The sequence below is a fragment of the Rhodococcus sp. 5G237 genome (assembly GCF_053764735.1).
Genome location: NZ_JBSNCD010000006.1, coordinates 269,446 through 288,956, shown reverse-complemented (window position 1 = coordinate 288,956; position 19,511 = coordinate 269,446). Strand labels below are relative to the sequence as shown.

The window sequence follows — 19,511 nt, the reverse complement described above, 5'->3', positions numbered from 1 at the left end:
CTCGAGGCCCTCGGGGTCCCCGGGTCGGGTGATGACTGTCTCAGTCTGCCACTCGGGTTCGGACGGACGAAGGCCGCGCAGCGGTGCGATTCGTCACACCGCACGACCGCTCGGAAGGGAGCGCAGGTCGTGCCGCTGCAGGCCGACCGGGGCGTGGCACGATCGGATCGTGCCCCACCCTGCTCGCGCGCGCATCCGTCGTCTGTCCCTCCTGACGCTCGTGGCCGCCGCCGCGGCGACCGCGTGTGGTGACACCGCGCAGGAAAAGCGACAGCCGTCGGCGGTCGGAGTCGTCCCGGGACTCGAGCGGTTCTACGAGCAGGACGTCGACTGGGAGTCGTGCGGGTCGTACGGCGCGGACGGGCCGATGATGGTGCGGCAGGGTGTCGAGTGCGCACGCGTCGAGGTTCCCCTCGACTACGAGGACCCGAACGGCGAGGTGATCACCCTCGCGGTGTCGCGACTGCCCGCCGGCGGCGACCGGATCGGTTCCCTGCTCGTCAACCCCGGCGGCCCGGGCGCCTCGGGACTGTCCACCGCGCTCGCCGCCGACGGCACCGTCCTCGCCGACCGCTTCGACGTGGTCGGCTTCGACCCCCGCGGTGTCGGATCGTCCGAACCGGCGGTCCGCTGCCTCACCGATGCCGAGTTCGACGCCGACCGCGCTGTGGACGACGGGGACACGAGCCCCGAGGGCATCGCCGCGACGGAGAAACGCAATCGTGAGTACGCGGAGTTGTGCGCCGAACGCAACGGCACGGATCTGCTCGCGCACCTCGGCACCCGAGAGGTCGTGCAGGACATGGACGTCCTCCGCGGGGTCCTCGGGGACGACGCATTGACCTATCTCGGCTATTCCTACGGAACCCGGCTCGGCACCCTCTACGCCGAGGCCTTCCCTGGCCGGGTGCGGGCGATGGTGCTCGACGGCGCGATCGATCCGGAGCAGGACCCGGTCGAGGAGATCGTGCTGCAGGCCGAGGGTTTCCAGAAGGCGTTCGACGAGTTCGCGGTGTACTGCGCGCAGTACGCCGGGTGCCCGCTCGGCAGCGATCCGGCTCGGGCAGCGGAGCGGTTCCGTACGCTCGTCGACCCTCTGCTCGACGCTCCGGCACCCACCACCGATCCGCGCGGGTTGAGCCACCGCGACGCCATCACCGGTGTGCAGCAGGGCCTGTACTCGCCGACCCTGTGGGGTTCACTGCGCGGCGGGCTGGAGTCGCTCGCGACGACCGGCACGGGCGACACCCTGCTGCGACTCGCCGACCTCTACGAGGGTCGCGGTGAGGACGGCACCTACAGCAACATCACCGACGCGTTCAACGCCGTCCGGTGCGTCGACGACCCGCCGGTGACCGACCGCGCCCTCGCGGGCGAACTCGACATGCGGTTCCGCACGGCGGCGCCCTTCCTCGACGACGGCCGCGGCACCGGATCGGCGGCCCTGGACGTGTGCGCCTTCTGGCCCGTTCCGGCCACGGGGGAGCCGCACACCCCCGATGTCCGCGATCTGCCGCCCGTGCTCGTGGTCTCGACGACCGGTGATCCGGCGACGCCCTACGATGCGGGAGTCGAACTGGCAGCCCGGCTCGGTGGTGTCCTGGTGAGCTTCGAGGGCACGCAGCACACCGTCGTCCTGGACGGCAACGCATGCGTCGACACCGCTGTGACCAGCTATCTTGTGGATTCGACGGTGCCGGAAAACGATCCTCACTGCTGACCGTCGACGAACGTGAGCGACACGCCATCCGCAAGTGGCACCTGATGTAACACGGAATTAACGGATTGTGCCTAGTCTCGCGAGTATGGATCGCCAGAAGGAGTTCGTGCTCCGCACCCTCGAAGAGCGCGACATTCGGTTCGTGCGCCTGTGGTTCACCGACGTCGTCGGCACCCTCAAGTCGGTGGCGATCGCGCCGGCCGAACTCGAAGGAGCCTTCGAGGAGGGCATCGGTTTCGACGGCTCGGCCATCGAAGGCTTCTCCCGGATCTCCGAAGCCGACATGGTCGCGCGTCCCGACGCCACCACTTTCCAGGTGCTGCCCTGGGTCGACGATCGGGGTCACCAGTACTCGGCCCGGATGTTCTGCGACATCACCATGCCCGGCGGCACCCCCAGCTGGGCCGACCCCCGCCACGTGCTGCGCCGCCAGCTCAACAAGGCCTCCGATCTCGGCTTCAGCTGCTACGTGCACCCCGAGATCGAGTTCTTCCTCGTCGAGGACGGCCCCGAGGGGAGCGCCCCGGTCCCGGCCGACATCGGCGGCTACTTCGACCAGTCCGTGCACCGCTCGGCCCCGCACTTCCGGCGTCACGCCATCGACGCTCTCGAGTCCATGGGCATCTCGGTGGAGTTCAGCCACCACGAGACCGCGCCCGGCCAGCAGGAGATCGACCTGCGCTACGCCGACGCGCTGTCCATGGCCGACAACGTCATGACCTTCCGCTACGTGGTCAAGGAGATCGCGATGCAGGAGGGCGTGCGGGCCACCTTCATGCCCAAGCCCTTCCGCGACCACGCCGGCTCCGCGATGCACACCCACATGTCGCTGTTCGAGGGCGAGACCAACGCCTTCCACGACCCCGACGACCCGCTGCAGCTCTCGGCGACCGGCAAGGCGTTCATCGCCGGTGTCCTCGAGCACTCCAACGAGATCAGCGCCGTCACCAACCAGTGGGTCAACTCCTACAAGCGTCTCGTGCACGGGGGAGAGGCACCCACGGCCGCGTGCTGGGGCCCGTCGAACCGGTCCGCGCTCGTGCGCGTCCCGATGTACACGCCGAACAAGGCATCGTCGCGTCGCGTGGAGATCCGCACCCCCGACTCGGCGTGCAACCCCTACCTGACCTTCGCAGTGCTGCTCGCGGCCGGTCTGCGCGGCATCGAGAAGGGCTACGAGCTCGCCCCCGAAGCAGAGGACGACGTGTGGTCGCTGACCTCCGCCGAGCGTCGCGCCATGGGCTACCGCGAACTGCCTACCGATCTCGACATCGCGCTGCGCGAGATGGAGAAGTCCGAACTCGTCGCCGAAACCCTCGGTGAGCACGTCTTCGACTACTTCCTGCGCAACAAGTGGCGGGAGTGGGAGAACTACCGCAGCCAGGTCACCCCCTTCGAACTCGAGCAGTACCTGGGGTTGTAAGCGACGATGGAAGCGTGGTGAGACCGCCCAGCGCGCGTTCGGTAGTTCCCGGCCCCGGTCGGCTCGGCCTCGTCGAGCCGACCGCCCCCGCCGAGCTCGCTCGACTCGGATGGAACGACGCCGACAGCGTCGAACTGCTGTGGGCGCTGTCCCGTGCCCCCAACGCCGACCTGGCCCTGCGCACCCTCGCGCGCCTGGCCGACGCGCTCGGTGACGACTGGGCCGAACTCGACTCGGCGCTGCGCTCCGACACGCGCCTGCGCGGCCGGTTGTTCGGTCTGTTCGGGGCGTCGTCGGCGCTCGGCGACCACATCGTCGCCAACCCGGATCGCTGGAAGATGCTCGCGGGCAGCGCGGCGCTGCCCGACAAGCACACCTTCACGGCGCGGATGCTCGACAGCGTCGACGCCGAACCCGAGCCCGACGGACGTCCCGGCCGGCTGATCCACCGGGCCGGGCTCATCGGCCCGCACGCGGTCGCGGCGCTGCGCACCACCTACCGCGACCAACTGATGCTGATCGCCGCCGCCGATCTCGCGGCGGTCGTCGAGAACGAACCGGTGCTGCCCTATCTCGAGGTCGGGGCGCTGCTCGCCGACCTCGCCGACGCGGCGCTGACCGCGGCCCTTGCGGTGGCCGTGTCCACGGTGATCCCGGAGGGCCCGTGCCCGATCGACCTCGCCGTCATCGCGATGGGCAAGTGCGGTGCGCGCGAGCTGAACTACGTCAGCGACGTCGACGTCGTCTTCGTCTCCGAACCCGCCGACGCCCGCGCGAGCCGGATCGCCGGCGAGATGATGCGCATCGGCACGTCGGCCTTCTTCGAGGTCGACGCCGCGCTGCGACCGGAGGGCAAACGCGGCGAGCTCGTCCGCACCCTCGAATCCCACGTCGCCTACTACAACCGGTGGGCCAAGACCTGGGAGTTCCAGGCACTGCTCAAGGCACGGCCGATGACCGGGAACCTCGACCTCGGCCGCCGGTACATCGACGCCCTGAGCCCGATGGTGTGGACCGCCTCCGAACGCGAGGACTTCGTGCCCGACGTGCAGGCGATGCGCCGCCGGGTCGAGGAGATGGTGCCCCCGGAATTACGCGAACGCGAACTCAAGCTCGGACGCGGCAGCCTCCGCGACGTCGAGTTCGCCGTGCAGTTGCTCCAACTCGTGCACGGTCGCGTCGACGAATCGCTGCGCGTGCCCAACACCGTCGAAGCGCTGTGCGCGCTCGCCGACGGCGGTTATGTCGGGCGCGACGACGCCGCGAACATGCGGGCGTCCTACGAGTTCCTCCGCCTGCTCGAACACCGGCTCCAGCTCCAGCGGCTCAAGCGGACCCACACCCTGCCACCGCCCGAGGACCGCGAGGCCCTGCGGTGGCTCGCGCGCGCCGCGCACATGCGGCCGGACGGGCGCAAGGACGCCCTCGGCGTGCTCGAATCGGAGATCAAGCGCAACTCGTCGCGGATCCGGAAACTGCACGCGCGCCTGTTCTACCGGCCGCTGCTGGACTCGGTGAGCAAGCTCGACAAGGAAGCGCTGCGGTTGTCGCCCGACGCGGCCGTCCGCCAGCTCGCCGCGCTGGGGTACAACGGCCCGCAGCACGCGATGGAACATCTGGCGGCGTTGTCCGGGGGAGCCTCCCGCAAGGCGCGCATCCAGGCACTGCTGCTCCCTCAGTTGCTCGAATATCTCGGCGAGACAACCGATCCCGACGCCGGTCTGCTCGCCTACCGGCGGCTGTCCGATGCGCTCTACGACACGGTCTGGTTCCTGCGGGTGCTGCGCGACGAGCCGGCCGTCGCCGAACGTCTCATGACGGTGCTCGGCTCGTCGGCCTACGTCGCCGATCTGCTGGTGAAGTCTCCCGAGGTCATCCGCCTGTATGCCGACGCGTCGACCGGGCCGCGGCTGCTCGAGGCGAACCCGCCCGAGGTTGCGCGCGCCCTCGTCGCATCGTCCTCGCGCTACTCCGACCCCGCTCGCGCCATCGCCGCCGCGCGTTCGCTGCGCCGCGCCGAACTCGCGCGCGTCGCGAGTGCCGACATCCTCGGCATGCTCGACGTGCCGCAAGTGTGCCGGGCGTTGTCCACGGTATGGGCGGGTGTCCTCGAAGCCGCGCTCGACGCGGTGATCCGGGGCTCGGAACAGTCCCGCGGACCGGCGCCGGCGCGTATCGCAGTGATCGGGATGGGCCGGCTCGGAGGCGGCGAACTCGGCTACGGATCCGACGCGGACGTGCTGTTCGTGTGCGACCCGCTGCCGGACGCCGACGAGACCGATGCGGTCAAGTGGGCCACGAGCATCGCCGAGCAGGTGCGGCGACTCCTCGGCGCGCCGAGCACCGACCCACCGCTCGAGGTCGATCTGGATCTGCGTCCGGAAGGTCGCAGCGGCCCGATCGTCCGGACGTTCGCGTCCTACCGGGCGTACTACACGCAGTGGGCCGAGGTGTGGGAGGTGCAGGCGCTGCTGCGTGCACACGCCGTCGCGGGCGACCGCGAACTCGGCACCCGCTTCCTGCACATGATCGACGAGGTGCGCTATCCGGAGGGCGGGGTCTCGCAGGAGGCCGTCCGCGAGATCCGGCGCATCAAGGCACGTGTGGACTCCGAGCGGCTGCCGCGCGGGGCCGACCCGGCCACCCACACCAAACTCGGACGGGGCGGCCTCGCCGACATCGAATGGACCGTGCAGCTGCTGCAACTCCAGCACGGCTACCGGCTCCCGGCGCTCCGCACGACCTCGACGCTCGAGGCGCTCGACGGCATCGGCGCCGCCGAGCTGCTCAGCGCGACCGACGTCGAACTCCTGCGCACGGCATGGATCACCGCGACGGATGCGCGGAACTGTCTCGTGCTCGTCCGCGGCAAACCGACCGACCAGCTCCCGGGGCCGGGACGGCTGCTCGAAGCCGTTGCCCGCGTGACGGGGTGGCGTGGTGAGGACGCGTCGGAGTTCCTCGACCACTACCTACGCGTCACGCGTCGGGCGCGGGCGGTCGTCGAGCGGGTGTTCTGGGACTGACGGACCGTCAGTCGCAGAAGACGACGAGTGCGAGTCCTCGCCAGACCTCGACCTCGGTCTTGTCCCACTCCTTGTTCTCGTGGTCCCAGTCGTACTCGACCTCGACGTCGTAGCCGCGGTCGCGTTGCTCGGTCACCCTGCAGTTCTGCATGGTGCTGCCGGACCGGTTGAGGATGATGTAGGGGACGCCCGCGTCGGAGAGCACCTGCTGTGCCTGCTCCTGCGACATGCCGACGACGGAGATGTCGGTCTGGGCCGCTGCGGTGCCTGCGAATGCGACGGACAGAGGGACGGGGGACAGCATGACAGCGGCGCATGCTGCCGAAACGAGGGATCTACGCATGGTGGCCTCCCGAGGAGACGTGTCGTTCGGATACGGACCACGTCGCATCCACTCCCCCGCGAGCGGGTGTGACGAACATCACCAAAGCTGTGTCCTCACGGTACACCCGTGTGCAGTACGGCTGTCCAGTCGGTTTCGGCTCGGCGGACCTGCGCACGACCCCCTGCACACGACGGAGCCACCCGCCGAACACGACGGGTGGCTCCGGGACGGTGCGTCAGGCGCGGTCGTGGACCGCCGGCGCGGTCACTTCTTCAGATCGAAACGATCCAGGTTCATCACCTTCGTCCAGGCCGCGACGAAATCGCGGACGAACTTCGGGCCGGCATCGTCGGTCGCGTAGACCTCGGCGAGCGCCCGCAGCTGCGAGTTATGCCCGAAGACCAGGTCGACGGCGGTCGCGGTGTACTTGACCTGGTCCGATCCCCGAGCGCGTCCTTCGTAGACGCCCTCGCTGTTCTGCGAGACCTTCCACTCGGTCCCCATGTCGAGCAGATTGACGAAGAAGTCGTTCGTCAGGGTCTGCGGGCGGTCGGTGAAGACCCCGTGCTTGCTGCCGCCGTGATTCGCGCCGAGCGCACGCAGACCGCCGACGAGCACCGTCGTCTCGGGCGCGGTCAGCGTCAGCAGGTTGGCGCGCTCGAGGAACAGCTTCTCGGGCGGAAGCTTCTCTTCACCGCGCAGGTAGTTGCGGAAACCGTCGTGCTTCGGCTCGAGCACCTCGAACGACTCGACGTCGGTCCACTCCTGGCTCGCATCGGTGCGGCCGGGGAAGAACGGAACCGTGATGTCGTGTCCCGCATCCTTGGCGGCCTTCTCCACCGCGGCGTTACCGGCGAGGACGATCAGATCCGCCAGGGAGACCTTCTTGTTGCCGCCCGAGCCGTTGAAGTCCTGCTGGATACCCTCGAGGATCTGCAGTACCTGTGCGAGCTGCTCGGGTTCGTTGGCTTCCCAGTCCTTCTGCGGCTCGAGCCGCACGCGTGCGCCGTTCGCACCGCCGCGCTTGTCGGTGCCGCGGAAGCTCGCGGCCGACGCCCACGCGGTGGCGACGAGCTGCGGGATCGTCGCTCCCGAGTCGAGGACCTTCGCCTTGAGTGAGGCGATGTCGCTCTCGTCGATCAGCTCGTGGTCGACGTCCGGCACCGGGTCCTGCCAGATCTGCGGTTCCGGGATCCACGGTCCGCGGTACCGCGAGAGCGGACCCATGTCGCGGTGCAGCAGCTTGAACCACGCCTTGGCGAACTCCTGCTCGAGTTCCTCGGGATGGTCGAGCCAGCGCCGGGTGATCTCGCCGTAGATCGGGTCGTAGCGCAGCGCGAGGTCGCTGGTGAGCATGCCCGGCGCGTGCTTCTTCGCCGGGTCGTGGGCGTCGGGCACGGTGTCCGCGCCGGCACCGCCCTTCGGCGTCCACTGCCACGCCCCGGCGGGGCTCTTGGTCTTCTCCCACTCGTAGGCGTACAGCGTCTCGAGGAAGGTGTTGTCCCACTTCGTCGGAGTGGGCGTCCAGGTGACCTCGAGGCCGCTGGTGATCGTGTCGGCACCGGCGCCGGTGCCATGCGAGTTCTTCCAGCCGAGACCCTGCTGTTCGAGCGGGGCACCCTCGGGTTCGGGACCGAGATTGTCGGCGGGAGCGGCACCGTGCGTCTTGCCGACGGTATGACCACCGACGATGAGCGCAGCCGTCTCGACGTCGTTCATCGCCATCCGGGCGAACGTCTCGCGGATGTCGCGTCCGGACGCGAGGATCTCCGGGTTGCCGTTGGGGCCTTCGGGATTGACGTAGATCAAACCCATCTGGACGGCGCCCAGCGGGCCCTGGAGTTCGCGCTCACCGGCGTAGCGTTCGTCGCCGAGCCAGGTGTCCTCCGGGCCCCAGAAGACCTCGTCGGGCTCCCAGATGTCCTCGCGGCCGAACGCGAAGCCGAATGTCTTGAACCCCATCGACTCGTAGGCGCAGTTGCCGGCGAAGACCAGCAGGTCGGCCCAGGAGAGCTTGCGGCCGTACTTCTGCTTGATCGGCCACAGGAGGCGACGCGCCTTGTCGAGGCTGACGTTGTCGGGCCAGCTGTTGAGCGGCGCGAACCGCTGCGCGCCCTTGCCGCCGCCACCGCGACCGTCGGCGATGCGGTAGGTGCCGGCCGAGTGCCAGCTCATGCGGATGAACAGACCCCCGTAGTGACCGAAGTCGGCCGGCCACCAATCCTGGGAATCCGTCATCAGGTCGATCAGATCCTGACGGAGCGCCTCGACGTCGAGGGATTCGACTTCCTTCGAGTAGTCGAAGTCGGGTTCCAACGGATTGGACAGCGGTGAATGCTGGTGCAGGACAGTCAGATCCAGCTGGTCCGGCCACCAGTCCTGATTGGTCCTCGGCCGGTGCGGTGACGGCTCGGGGGAGGGGATTGCTGGGTTTTCGCTTTCGGACACTGCGGTTTCCTTCCGGATCAGGGTCGATCGGACCGATTCAGGGCTGTTGTCGTGGATCGTCTGTCGAACAGTCGCGGCACAGGCCCCAGAAGACGACGTCCGCCTCGTCGACGTCGAAACCTGCGTCGTCCACCGGTGACAGGCAACGCGAGTCGCCGATGGTGTGGTCGACATCCGAGATCGCGGCGCAGGACCGGCAGACGAGGTGGTGATGGTTGTCGCCGACGCGCACCTCGTACCGCGCGTGGAAACCTGCGGGCTGGATTCGCCGGAGCAGGCCGTGTGCCGAGAGCGCGTGGAGGATGTCGTACACGGTGTGCCGGCCGATGCCGGGAACGACGGCGCCGACCGCGTCGAAGATGCGATCGGCATCGGCGTGCGGGTGCTCGTGCGCCGCATCGAGCACCGCCAGACGCTGTCGGGTCACGCGAAGACCGGCTGCGCGTAACCGCTCGGAGAAATCCCGCGTCGAGGGCACGTGCCCACTATGGACCACTTTTCTGGAACCGGTCGCGATTTCGCCGGATTCGATGACGAACAAACGATTCTCGCGCGCCGAACCGGGGCTTGCTGCTGCTGCAGCAGGGGCGAACCCCGTTTCGGCGCGCGAGGATGCCGGAGCGGAAGGGGCGCAGACAAGGCGAGAGGCCGCCCGTCCCGGAAGGGACGAACGGCCTCTCGAAGAGTGCTTACCGGACTCGACTCAGCAGTCGAAGTACAGCTGGAACTCGTAGGGGTGCGGGCGCAGGTTGACCGGAGCGATCTCCTGCTCGCGCTTGAGCGAGATCCAGGTCTCGATGAGGTCGGTGGTGAAGACGCCGCCCTCGGTGAGGTACTCGTGGTCGCGCTCGAGGTTGTCGATCACGGCCGACAGGCTGGTGGGGGCCTGCGGGATGTTCTTGGCCTCCTCCGGCGGGAGCTCGTAGAGGTCCTTGTCGACCGGAGCGAGCGGCTCGATCTTGTTCTTGATGCCGTCGAGGCCGGCCATCATCTGCGCCGCGAAGTTCAGGTAGGGGTTACCCGAGGAGTCGGGAGCGCGGAACTCGAGACGCTTGGCCTTCGGGTTGTTGCCCGTGATCGGGATACGCACGGCGGCCGAACGGTTGCGCTGGCTGTACACGAGGTTGATCGGAGCCTCGTAGCCCGGCACCAGACGGTGGTACGAGTTGATCGTCGGGTTCGTGAAGGCGAGCAGCGACGGCGCGTGGTGGAGGATGCCGCCGATGTACCAGCGGGCGAGGTCGGACAGACCCGCGTAGCCGGACTCGTCGTGGAACAGCGGCTTGCCGTCCTTCCACAGCGACTGGTGCACGTGCATGCCCGAGCCGTTGTCGCCGAAGAGCGGCTTCGGCATGAAGGTGGCGGTCTTGCCGTTCTTCCACGCCGTGTTCTTGACGATGTACTTGAACAGCTGCAGGTCGTCGGCTGCGGAGAGCAGCGTGTTGAACTTGTAGTTGATCTCGGCCTGGCCGCCGGTGCCCACCTCGTGGTGGCCGCGCTCGAGCTCGAAGCCGGCGAGCTGCAGGTTGGTGGAGATCTCGTCGCGCAGGTCGACGTAGTGGTCGTACGGAGCGACGGGGAAGTAGCCACCCTTCGGGCGGACCTTGTAGCCGCGGTTCGGGGTGCCGTCGGCGTTGTACTCGGCGCCGGTGTTCCACGAGCCGGAGATCGAATCGAGCTCGTAGAACGCGCCGTTCATCTTCGAGTCGTAGGAGACGGAGTCGAAGATGTAGAACTCGGCCTCGGCACCGAAGAAGGCGGTGTCGGCGATGCCGGTGCTGATCAGGTATTCCTCGGCCTTACGCGCGACGTTGCGGGGGTCGCGGCTGTAGGACTCACGGGTGAACGGATCGTGGACGAAGAAGCTGACGTTCAGGGTCTTGGCGGCGCGGAAGGGATCGATGCGGGCGGTCGTCACATCGGGGAGCAGGAGCATGTCCGACTCGTGGATGGACTGGAAACCCCGCACGGAGGATCCGTCGAATGCCAGGCCGTCCTCGAAGACGTCCTCGTTGAACGCCTTCGCCGGGATCGAGAAGTGCTGTTCGATGCCGGGCAGGTCCGTGAAGCGGATATCGACGTACTCGACGTTCTCTTCCGCGATGTACTTGATGACCTCTTCGGCCGTGGTGAACGCCACGCTTGTGCTCCTTCAGTCGGTGCGCGCCATGGGTGCTGGGCGCCTGCGTCGGATCAGACGTTATGGATCTGGTGTTGCCCGTCCATCAAGCCTATGTTTCGCGGGTGTTACACATGCTTTCGTCCTGCTGTGAGGTCGAAAAGGTGGTATAAGTCACCGCGGCCAACACGGGTCGACGCTGGTCCGCCCATGAGAGCTTATCCTGGTGCCATGGCACGCATGACGGGCAGTTGGCTTTCCGGGCCTGCTGCGGCGCTTCCCAAAGGTCTCCAGCAGGAGCAGGACTATCCCGGGCAACTGCTCGGCCTCCCCGAACACGGCCCCGGCTCCATGGTGCCCACCGTCCGCCGGGTACTCGCCCTCGCGGTCGACTGGTTCATGTCCATGGCGATCGCCGCCGGCCTCGTCGGGGGCAACCCGCTCGAGAGCCCGCTGCTGTCGTCGTACACCCTCATCATCTGGTTCGTGGTGGGCGTGGGATGCGTGAGCCTGTTCTCGTTCACCCCCGGCCAGTTCGTCGCCGGGCTGCAGGTCGTGCGGGTGGACGCCCCCGTGCGGGTCGGCATCGTGCGCGCGCTCGCACGTCAGGTGCTGCTGGTGTTCATCGCCCCGGCGCTCGTCACCGACATCGACGGTCGCGGCCTGCAGGATCGCGCCACGGGCACCGCGGTCGTCCGTTCGCGCTGACCGCGCACGCGTCCGTTCGAGCCGATCACCCGAAAACTGCTCCGCATACGCCGAAGGCCGCCTTCGTCCCCGGGACGAGAGGCGGCCTTGGGCGTACTTCGGAAGATCAGCGGCGGCGCATCGTGCGCTGCACGCTGCGCATCTTCGCACCGGCGGGAAGCGGACCCTTGGGCATGGCCGGCCCGGACTTCTTCGTGCTCAGCGCGGACAGGCGACCCTCGATGGTGTCCATCCGCTTGGTGTCGATGTTGCGAGGCAGCTTGTTCAGACGCTTCTGCAGCTGGGAGAGCGGAATCTGGCCCTCCTCGTTGCCGACGACGAACTCGTAGATCGGGGTGTCGCCGACGAGACGCGCGACCCGCTTCTTCTCCTGGGCCATCAGGCCCTTCACGCGACCGGGGTTGCCCTCACCGACGAGGATGATGCCGGGGCGTCCGATGACGCGGTGCACGGCGTCGAGCTGGGTGGTGCCCGCGACCGCCTGGCTCACGCGCCATGCGCCCTGCAGGTTGTCGAGCGCCCACGCGGCCGCACCGGCCTGGCCGTCGGCCTTCGAGTACACGCTCTTCTGCACGCGGCGCCCGAAGATGATGAAGGCCAACAGGACGCCGACGAGGATGCCGACCGGCAGCAGGAACCACTGGATGTCGAAGATCAGGCCGACGAGGAAGAACACCACGATCGAACCGACGAGGGCACCGATCATCCACGGCAGGAGTGCCTTGTCCTCCTTGCGCTGGATCTGGAACGCCTGCCACAGCTGGGTTCGACGCTCCTTCGACGCCTGCTTGCGTGCGGCCTTCGCCGCGGCCTTCGCTTCCTTGTCGGTCTTGCTGCCCTTCGCCATGTACTCAAGGATACGGCCCCGGTGATGGCACGTTTACCACCACCGGGGCCGCCTGAGGACCTGCCGCGACGAGCGGCGCGAGGTCAGTTGCCGAAGCGCGCGAGAACGGCGCCGGCTTCCTGGGACGCCGTGCCCTCCTCGGCGAGATGCGCCTGGTCGGCGGGAAGTTCGCGTCCGTGGTGGGCCATCGCCTGCGCGTACAGGCGACCGGCGCGGTACGACGAACGCACCAGCGGCCCGGCCATCACACCGGCGAACCCGATCTCGCGGGCGGTCTCGGAGTGATCGACGAACTCCTGCGGCTTGACCCAGCGCTCGACCGGATGGTGGAGCGGGGAGGGCCGCAGGTACTGGGTGATCGTGATGATGTCGCAGCCGGCGTCGTGCAGGTCGTGCAGCGCTTCGGTGACCTCCTCGGGGGTCTCGCCCATGCCGAGGATGAGGTTGGACTTGGTGACCAGTCCGAAATCGCGGGCCTGCCGGATGACGTCGAGCGACCGCTCGTAGCGGAAGGCCGGACGGATGCGCTTGAAGATCCGCGGCACGGTCTCGACGTTGTGGGCGAGCACCTCGGGACGCGACTCGAAGACTTCCTGCAGCAGGTCGGGCTTGCCGTTGAAGTCGGGGATGAGGTTCTCGACGCCGGTGCCCGGATTGAGCGCGTGGATCTGCTTCACTGTCTCGGCGTACAGCCATGCGCCGCCGTCGGGCAGATCGTCGCGGGCGACGCCGGTGATCGTGGAGTAGCGCAGACCCATCGAGCGGACCGACTCGGCGACACGGCGCGGCTCGTCGCGGTCGAGCGCGGCGGGCTTACCGGTGTCGATCTGGCAGAAGTCGCAGCGACGGGTGCACTGCTCGCCACCGATGAGGAATGTCGCCTCGCGGTCTTCCCAGCACTCGTAGATGTTGGGACAACCGGCTTCCTCACAGACCGTGTGCAGACCTTCGCGTCGCACCAGGCCCTTGAGGTCGGTGTACTCCGGGCCCATCTTCGCCCGGGTCTTGATCCAGTTGGGTTTGCGTTCGATCGGCGTCTGCGCGTTTCGGGTCTCGATCCGCAGCAGCTTGCGTCCTTCTGGGGCCACAGTCACGCCCTCGATCGTACGCCGCCGGTCCCGCCCGGACCCGGCGGGTGCGACCGCCCCTCAGAACCGGTGCGTCGTGAATTCCGGGGTGGTGGTGGGAATTCCGGACGTCCCGACCGCCTGCTCGAAGGTGACCCGCTCGATGTCGCACTCGGTCACGGGGATTCGACCGTCGAGAGCAGCGATGACGGCCTCGGTGACGGCCGGGATCACGTCGTCGACGGTGACCTCCCGGCCGAGTTCGCCGGTGAGCGACGCGACTCCGGCGTCGCGGATGCCGCACGGGACGATCGAGTCGAACGCGTCGAGAGCCGAATTGCAGTTGAGAGCGAAGCCGTGCATGGCGACCCCACGCTGCACCCGGATACCGATCGCGGCGATCTTGCGTTCGGGGAGCCAATGCCCGTCGCGCAGCTCGGCGGGGAGCCAGACGCCGGAACGTCCCTCCACACGGCCGCAGGTCAGGCCCATATCGGTGCAGACGCGGATCAGACCCTGCTCGATGCGACGCACGTAGCCGACTACGTCGATCGGCTCGGCGAGCTTGACGATGGGGTAACCCACGAGCTGTCCGGGGCCGTGCCAGGTGATCTTGCCGCCGCGGTCGACGTCGATGACGGGCGTGCCGTCGGTGGGGCGATCGCCGTCCTCGGTTCGGCGCCCGGCCGTATAGACGGGCGGGTGTTCGAGCAGCAGCAGGGTGTCGGCGCCGATGCCGTCGGCGCGCTCGTTCGCGAGTTCGCGCTGCCTCTCCCAGGCCTCGAGATAACCGAGGGTTCCGAGCCGTACGACGGCGACGGGAGCCGAATCGGAACGGGCGGAAGACGAGGGATCACTCATGTTCCTGAACTCTACGCCGCACCGCAGGGGGAGGGCACCCGCTGTGGCGCGGACGCCGACGGGGGCATCACCGCAGCGGTGATGCCCCCGTCGGAGGTCGTCCGGACGGGTAGTCCGGATCCGGGAACCTACAGTCCCAGATCGGCCTCGAACGCGCCCTCCTCGAGACGATGCTTGATCGTCTTGAGGAAGCGGCCCGCGTCGGCACCGTCGATCAGGCGGTGATCGTAGGTCAGCGGCAGGTAGCACATCGAGCGGACGCCGATGGACTCGTTGCCGGTCTCGTCGATCACCACGACCGGACGCTTGACGATCGCGCCGGTTCCGAGCATCGCGGCCTGCGGCGGCACGAGGATCGGGGTGTCGAACAATGCGCCCTGGCTACCGATATTGGTGATGGTGAAGGTGCCACCGGCCAGCTCGTCGGGCTTGAGACCACCCTTGCGGGCACGCTCGGCGATGTCGGCGATCGCGCGGGCGAGCTCGGCCAGCGACAGGTCGCCGGCGTTGTGGATCACCGGGGAGAGCAGACCCTGCTCGGTGTCCACCGCGATGCCGAGGTGCTCGGCCGCGTGGTAGGTGATCTCCTTCTTGCCGTCGTCGAAGGAGGCGTTGACGTTCGGGTGCGCGCGCAGCGCCTCGACGACGGCCTTGGCGAAGAACGGCAGGAAGGTGAGGTTGACGCCCTCGCGCTCGGAGAACGTCTTCTTCGCCTGGGCCCGCAACTGGGCGATCTTGGTGACGTCGACCTCGAAGGTCTGGGTGAGCTGCGCGGTGGTCTGCAGCGACTCGAGGGTCTTCTTCGCCGTGATCTGGCGGATGCGGTTGACCTTCTGGGTCGTTCCGCGCAGCTTGGCGAGCTCGGGACGGACACCCGGAGCCGGACCGGCCGCAGCGGCAGGCTTCTGCTGCTCGCCACCGGCGGCCTTGCCGCCCTCGGCGGCGGCGAGGACGTCCTGCTTGCGGATGCGGCCACCGACACCGGTGCCCTTGACCGTCGACAGGTCGACGCCGTGCTGCGAGGCGAGCTTGCGCACGAGCGGGGTGACGTACGGGGTCGCACCGCTCGGGGTGGACTCCTCCTGAGGTGCGGGCTTCGGGGTCGTCGCCGCGGTCCCGACCGGCTTCGGTGCGGGAGCCGGGGTGGCCTGCTCGACCTTCGGGGCCTGCTGCTGTGCGGCGGGCTTCTGCTCGGCGGGCTTCGGAGTCTCCTGCTTCGGAGCCTCCTGCTTCGGCGCGGGCTTCTCCTCGGCCGGGGCGGACTGCTGGGCCGGAGCGGACTGCTGGGCGGGAGCCTCGCTGCCGATGACGGCGAGCTGTCCGCCGACCTCGACGGTCTCGTCCTCCTGCGCGGTGATCTCGGTGAGGATGCCGGCGACCGGGGAGGGGATCTCGGTGTCGACCTTGTCGGTGGAGACCTCGAGGAGCGGCTCGTCCACGGCGACCTCGTCGCCGACGGCCTTGAGCCAGCGGGTGACGGTGCCTTCGGTGACCGACTCGCCCAGTGCGGGCATGGTGACCGGGGTGCCCTCGCCGCTGCCACCCGAGGATGCGGGCTGCGCGGGGGCGGACTCCGCGGCGGGCTCTTCGGCGGGAGCCTCTTCGGCCGGTGCCTCTTCGGCAGCGGGTGCGGAATCTCCGCCGGCTTCCTCACCGGCGTCACCGATCACGGCCAGTTCGCCACCGATCTCGACCGTGTCGTCCTCCTGGGCGACGATCTTGACCAGCACGCCGGCTGCAGGCGACGGGATCTCGGTGTCGACCTTGTCCGTGGAGACTTCGAGCAGGGGCTCGTCGACTTCGACCGTGTCTCCTTCCTGCTTGAGCCATCGCGTGACAGTTCCCTCGGTGACGCTCTCACCAAGCGCTGGCATCTGGACGGAGAAGGCCATGTCTGTTGACTCCTCGACGGTTGTGTTCGTGTGTGTTGAGTTGTACCGACTCGTGGTCGCCGACCATTGTGTGGTCGTTGACCATTGTGCGCGGGGCAGGAACCCCGTGCCTGCTGGTTCACGTGTTCGGTCGGGCCGATACCGGCGGGGCATGGCCCCTCCCATCCTTGCACCTATCTTTCGGTGATGTTCGGGGAGGGGCGGATCACCTCACACCGGGGGTTCCGCTGTTGCCGATCACACCGGTCCTCTCCCTCGTCCCGGGCGGGGCCCGTCGGGAGAGGACCGGTGCGGGAGATCATCCGTTGGCGGCGACGTCCTCGATCACGGCGAGCATCGTGCGCACGGGCACGCCGGTGCCGCCCTTGCCGACGTAACCGAACGGTCCGCCGGTGTTGAAGGCCGGGCCGGCGACGTCGATGTGCGCCCACTGCACGCCCTCTGCGACGAACTCCTTCAGGAAGATGCCGGCCGTGAGCATGCCGCCCCACCGGTGGGGGGAGACGTTCGCGAGGTCGGCCACGCGGGACTCGAGATCGCCGCGCAGTTCCTTCGGGAAGGGCATCGCCCAGCCGTTCTCACCGACCTCCTGGGACAGCGCGGCCACGCGGTCGCGGAACTCGTCGTGACCCATGACGCCCGGCGTCCGGGTGCCGAGGGCGACCATCTGCGCGCCGGTGAGGGTCGCGGTGTCGATGAGGTAGTCGGGATCGTCCTCGCATGCGCGCACGATGGCGTCGGCGAGGATCAGGCGACCCTCGGCGTCGGTGTTGATGACCTCGACGGTGGTTCCGCCGTACTGGGTCAGCACGTCACCCGGACGCTGCGCGGTCGACGACGGCATGTTCTCGGCCATCGGCACGGTCGCGGTGACGTCGGCAGCGACACCGAGTTTCGCGGCGAGCACGACGGTCGCGACGACCGCGGCGGCGCCGGCCATGTCGGAGGTCATCGCCTCCATACCGGCGGCGGGCTTGATGGAGATGCCGCCGGTGTCGAAAGTGATGCCCTTGCCCACGAGCGCGACCTTCGGGGCCTTGCGCTTCTTCGACGAGTAGGACAGGCGCACGAGACGCGGGGGACGCGACGAGCCCTTGCCGACGCCGACGATGCCGCCGAAGCCCTTCTTCTCGAGCGCCTTCTCGTCGAGGATCTCGACCTTCAGACCGGCGGCCTCGCCGAGTGCCTTCGCGCGCTCGGCGAACTCGGCCGGGAACAGGTGGCTCGGCGGGGTGTTCACGAAGTTCCGGGCCGTCGCGACGGCCTCGGCGATCGCGACGGAGCGGGTGAGCGCCGCCTTGGCCGCGCGGTCGCGGGTCGAGGGCACGAGCAGCTCCACCCGCGCGACCGGCTGCGCGTCCTCCTTGGGTGCGGACTTCTCCGACCGGAACTCGGTGTAGGTGTAGGCGCCGAGCGCGAAGCCTTCCGCCGCGGCACCGAGGTCGACGGCGGACAGTGTGGTCGCGACCGTCTCCACACCCGTCAGTGCGCGTGCCGCGGTACCGGCGGAGCGGCGGACCTGCTCGGCGTCGATCTTGTCGGCGTCGCCGAGACCGACGGCGAGCACGCTCGCCACGGGCAGGGAGGCGGGTGCCGGCACGCGGGTGAGCTCCTCGCCGCGGCCCTTCGCGCCCACGGCGACCAGGGCGTCGAGCAGTTCGCCGAGGACCGCCTCGTCGATCGGGGCGTCGCCCGCGAGGATCTCGGGGGTGCCGTCGGAAGAGGTCACGCCGATCACCAGGACATCGGCTCGTGTGGAAACCGAACCGGCGAGAACGAGTTCGGGAAGATCGGGAGTGGGTGCACTCACAGGGCATCTCCTTGGAGCTGGGTCGGGAACGAGCGAGTCGTTCTCTTGCGGCGTCGTTCGGTGCGAGGGGAATCGCCTCGATGCCATCGACCCTAATGACAACGACGCCCGGCGTCGCTGTCGGACACCATGGCGGTGGGATAGCGTCGTACGCCATGAGCGACGAGGAACTGAAGCAGGGCCCCATCCACACCGTGCACGTCGAACTCGGTGCGACCTTCGCTCCGTTCGGTGGCTGGGAGATGCCGGTCTCCTACGCCGGGACGGTCGCCGAGCACACGGCCGTGCGCGAGAACGTGGGACTGTTCGACGTCAGCCACCTGGGAAAGGCGCTCGTCGCCGGACCGGGTGCCGCCGAGTTCCTCAACACCACGCTCAGCAACGACCTCACCCGGATCGGTCCCGGCAAGGCGCAGTACACGCTGTGCTGCACCGAGAACGGCGGTGTCGTCGACGACCTGATCGTCTATCACGTCTCCGACGACGAGCTCTTCCTCGTTCCGAATGCGGCCAACACCGCGGCGGTCGTCGAGGCACTGGCCGCCGCGGCGCCGGCCGGCGTCACAGTGACGAACCAGCATCGCGATCACGCGGTGTTCGCCGTCCAGGGACCGAAGTCCGGCGAGGTCCTCGAGGCGCTCGGCCTGCCCACCGACATCGCCTACATGGGCTTCGCCGACGCCGAGTACGAGGGTGCTCCGGTGCGCGTGTGCCGCAGCGGCTACACCGGTGAACGCGGCTACGAGGTGCTGCCGCGCTGGGACGACGCCGAACGCGTCTTCCGCGCCCTGCTCGATGCCGTCCGTGCGCAGGGCGGCCAGGCCGCCGGTCTCGGCGCCCGCGACACCCTGCGCACCGAGATGGGCTACGCGCTGCACGGGCACGAGCTCTCCGTCGACATCTCCCCGCTCGAGGCGCGGGTCGGCTGGGCCGTGGGCTGGAAGAAGCCGCAGTTCTGGGGGCGCGACGCCCTGCTCCGCGAGAAGGAGGCGGGCCCGGCGCGGAAACTGTGGGGCCTGCGGGCACTCGACCGCGGCGTCCTGCGTCAGGATCTGACCGTGCGACGCGACGGCGACGAGGTCGGGCGGACCACCTCGGGCACCTTCTCTCCGACCCTCAAGATCGGCATCGCCCTCGCGCTCCTCGACACCTCCGCCGGACTCGAGCCGGGCGACGAAGTGGCCGTGGACGTGCGCGGACGATCGCTGCGTGCCGAAGTGGTGGCTCCGCCGTTCGTCGAGGACCACACCAGATAACGGTTCTGC

The 19,511-nt window shown here is 68.6% G+C and carries 14 protein-coding genes; 5 read left to right on the top strand and 9 right to left on the bottom strand.

The window, feature by feature from the left end; all coding sequences use genetic code 11:
* The first annotated feature begins 169 nt into the window (after nucleotides 1-169).
* From ACWPOC_RS16235 to ACWPOC_RS16225, 3 genes are all read left to right on the top strand, one after another.
* Entirely contained in the window at nucleotides 170-1,720 is a 1,551-nt protein-coding gene (locus tag ACWPOC_RS16235; RefSeq protein ID WP_024101317.1) for an alpha/beta hydrolase, read from the top strand.
* Nucleotides 1,721-1,805: 85 nt separating this feature from the next.
* The gene (gene glnA, locus ACWPOC_RS16230; RefSeq protein ID WP_024101316.1) at nucleotides 1,806-3,143 is read left to right on the top strand and encodes a type I glutamate--ammonia ligase; all 1,338 of its coding nucleotides are present in this window, start codon (nucleotides 1,806-1,808) and stop codon (nucleotides 3,141-3,143) included.
* A 14-nt stretch (nucleotides 3,144-3,157) separates the two neighbouring features.
* Nucleotides 3,158-6,169 (top strand): bifunctional [glutamine synthetase] adenylyltransferase/[glutamine synthetase]-adenylyl-L-tyrosine phosphorylase, encoded by a 3,012-nt coding sequence (locus tag ACWPOC_RS16225; RefSeq protein ID WP_455408972.1) that lies wholly within the window; start codon nucleotides 3,158-3,160, stop codon nucleotides 6,167-6,169.
* A gap of 7 nt (nucleotides 6,170-6,176) precedes the next feature.
* Here the strand turns inward: ACWPOC_RS16225 and ACWPOC_RS16220 are convergent, their stop codons facing one another.
* From ACWPOC_RS16220 to glnA (ACWPOC_RS16205), 4 genes are all read right to left on the bottom strand, one after another.
* Nucleotides 6,177-6,512: a hypothetical protein gene (locus ACWPOC_RS16220; RefSeq protein ID WP_024101314.1), complete on the bottom strand. Its 336-nt coding sequence runs from the start codon at nucleotides 6,510-6,512 to the stop codon at nucleotides 6,177-6,179.
* Between the two features lie 246 nt (nucleotides 6,513-6,758).
* Nucleotides 6,759-8,942 (bottom strand): catalase/peroxidase HPI, encoded by a 2,184-nt coding sequence (katG, locus tag ACWPOC_RS16215; protein ID WP_252172858.1) that lies wholly within the window; start codon nucleotides 8,940-8,942, stop codon nucleotides 6,759-6,761.
* Between the two features lie 37 nt (nucleotides 8,943-8,979).
* Nucleotides 8,980-9,369: a Fur family transcriptional regulator gene (locus tag ACWPOC_RS16210; RefSeq protein WP_120283314.1), complete on the bottom strand. Its 390-nt coding sequence runs from the start codon at nucleotides 9,367-9,369 to the stop codon at nucleotides 8,980-8,982.
* 276 nt (nucleotides 9,370-9,645) lie between these two features.
* On the bottom strand, nucleotides 9,646-11,082 hold the full coding sequence (gene glnA, locus ACWPOC_RS16205; protein ID WP_006554411.1) for a type I glutamate--ammonia ligase: 1,437 nt from the start codon (nucleotides 11,080-11,082) through the stop codon (nucleotides 9,646-9,648).
* A 210-nt stretch (nucleotides 11,083-11,292) separates the two neighbouring features.
* Between glnA (ACWPOC_RS16205) and ACWPOC_RS16200 the strand changes: the two genes are divergently transcribed.
* Entirely contained in the window at nucleotides 11,293-11,769 is a 477-nt protein-coding gene (locus tag ACWPOC_RS16200) for an RDD family protein (protein WP_016694972.1), read from the top strand.
* 106 nt (nucleotides 11,770-11,875) lie between these two features.
* Here the strand turns inward: ACWPOC_RS16200 and ACWPOC_RS16195 are convergent, their stop codons facing one another.
* From ACWPOC_RS16195 to ACWPOC_RS16175, 5 genes are all read right to left on the bottom strand, one after another.
* Nucleotides 11,876-12,616, bottom strand: coding sequence for a DUF4191 domain-containing protein (locus ACWPOC_RS16195; RefSeq protein WP_024101311.1), 741 nt, complete (start codon nucleotides 12,614-12,616; stop codon nucleotides 11,876-11,878).
* Nucleotides 12,617-12,699: 83 nt separating this feature from the next.
* The gene (lipA, locus tag ACWPOC_RS16190; RefSeq protein WP_024101310.1) at nucleotides 12,700-13,710 is read right to left on the bottom strand and encodes a lipoyl synthase; all 1,011 of its coding nucleotides are present in this window, start codon (nucleotides 13,708-13,710) and stop codon (nucleotides 12,700-12,702) included.
* Nucleotides 13,711-13,764: 54 nt separating this feature from the next.
* Entirely contained in the window at nucleotides 13,765-14,544 is a 780-nt protein-coding gene (gene lipB, locus ACWPOC_RS16185; protein WP_120283312.1) for a lipoyl(octanoyl) transferase LipB, read from the bottom strand.
* Between the two features lie 128 nt (nucleotides 14,545-14,672).
* Nucleotides 14,673-16,436 carry a 2-oxoglutarate dehydrogenase, E2 component, dihydrolipoamide succinyltransferase gene (sucB, locus tag ACWPOC_RS16180; protein WP_455408971.1) on the bottom strand — a complete coding sequence of 588 codons (1,764 nt, stop codon included), beginning with the start codon at nucleotides 16,434-16,436 and terminating at the stop codon, nucleotides 14,673-14,675.
* A gap of 298 nt (nucleotides 16,437-16,734) precedes the next feature.
* Complete coding sequence (locus tag ACWPOC_RS16175) at nucleotides 16,735-18,246, bottom strand: leucyl aminopeptidase (RefSeq protein ID WP_120283309.1); 1,512 nt, start codon at nucleotides 18,244-18,246, stop codon at nucleotides 16,735-16,737.
* A 155-nt stretch (nucleotides 18,247-18,401) separates the two neighbouring features.
* On the opposite strand from ACWPOC_RS16175, the gene gcvT reads away from it, so the two are divergent.
* Nucleotides 18,402-19,502 (top strand): glycine cleavage system aminomethyltransferase GcvT, encoded by a 1,101-nt coding sequence (gene gcvT / locus ACWPOC_RS16170; protein ID WP_024101306.1) that lies wholly within the window; start codon nucleotides 18,402-18,404, stop codon nucleotides 19,500-19,502.
* The last annotated feature ends 9 nt before the right edge of the window (nucleotides 19,503-19,511 follow it).

Excerpts from the sequence above, each read along its gene's own strand:
- ACWPOC_RS16200 (WP_016694972.1), top strand. The coding sequence starts at position 11,293 with ATGGCACGCATGACGGGCAGTTGGCTTTCCGGGCCTGCTGCGGCGCTT.
- ACWPOC_RS16220 (WP_024101314.1), bottom strand. The coding sequence starts at position 6,512 with ATGCGTAGATCCCTCGTTTCGGCAGCATGCGCCGCTGTCATGCTGTCC.
- ACWPOC_RS16195 (WP_024101311.1), bottom strand. The coding sequence starts at position 12,616 with ATGGCGAAGGGCAGCAAGACCGACAAGGAAGCGAAGGCCGCGGCGAAG.
- lipB (WP_120283312.1), bottom strand. The coding sequence starts at position 14,544 with ATGAGTGATCCCTCGTCTTCCGCCCGTTCCGATTCGGCTCCCGTCGCC.
- sucB (WP_455408971.1), bottom strand. The coding sequence starts at position 16,436 with ATGGCCTTCTCCGTCCAGATGCCAGCGCTTGGTGAGAGCGTCACCGAG.
- gcvT (WP_024101306.1), top strand. The coding sequence starts at position 18,402 with ATGAGCGACGAGGAACTGAAGCAGGGCCCCATCCACACCGTGCACGTC.
- glnA (WP_024101316.1), top strand. The coding sequence starts at position 1,806 with ATGGATCGCCAGAAGGAGTTCGTGCTCCGCACCCTCGAAGAGCGCGAC.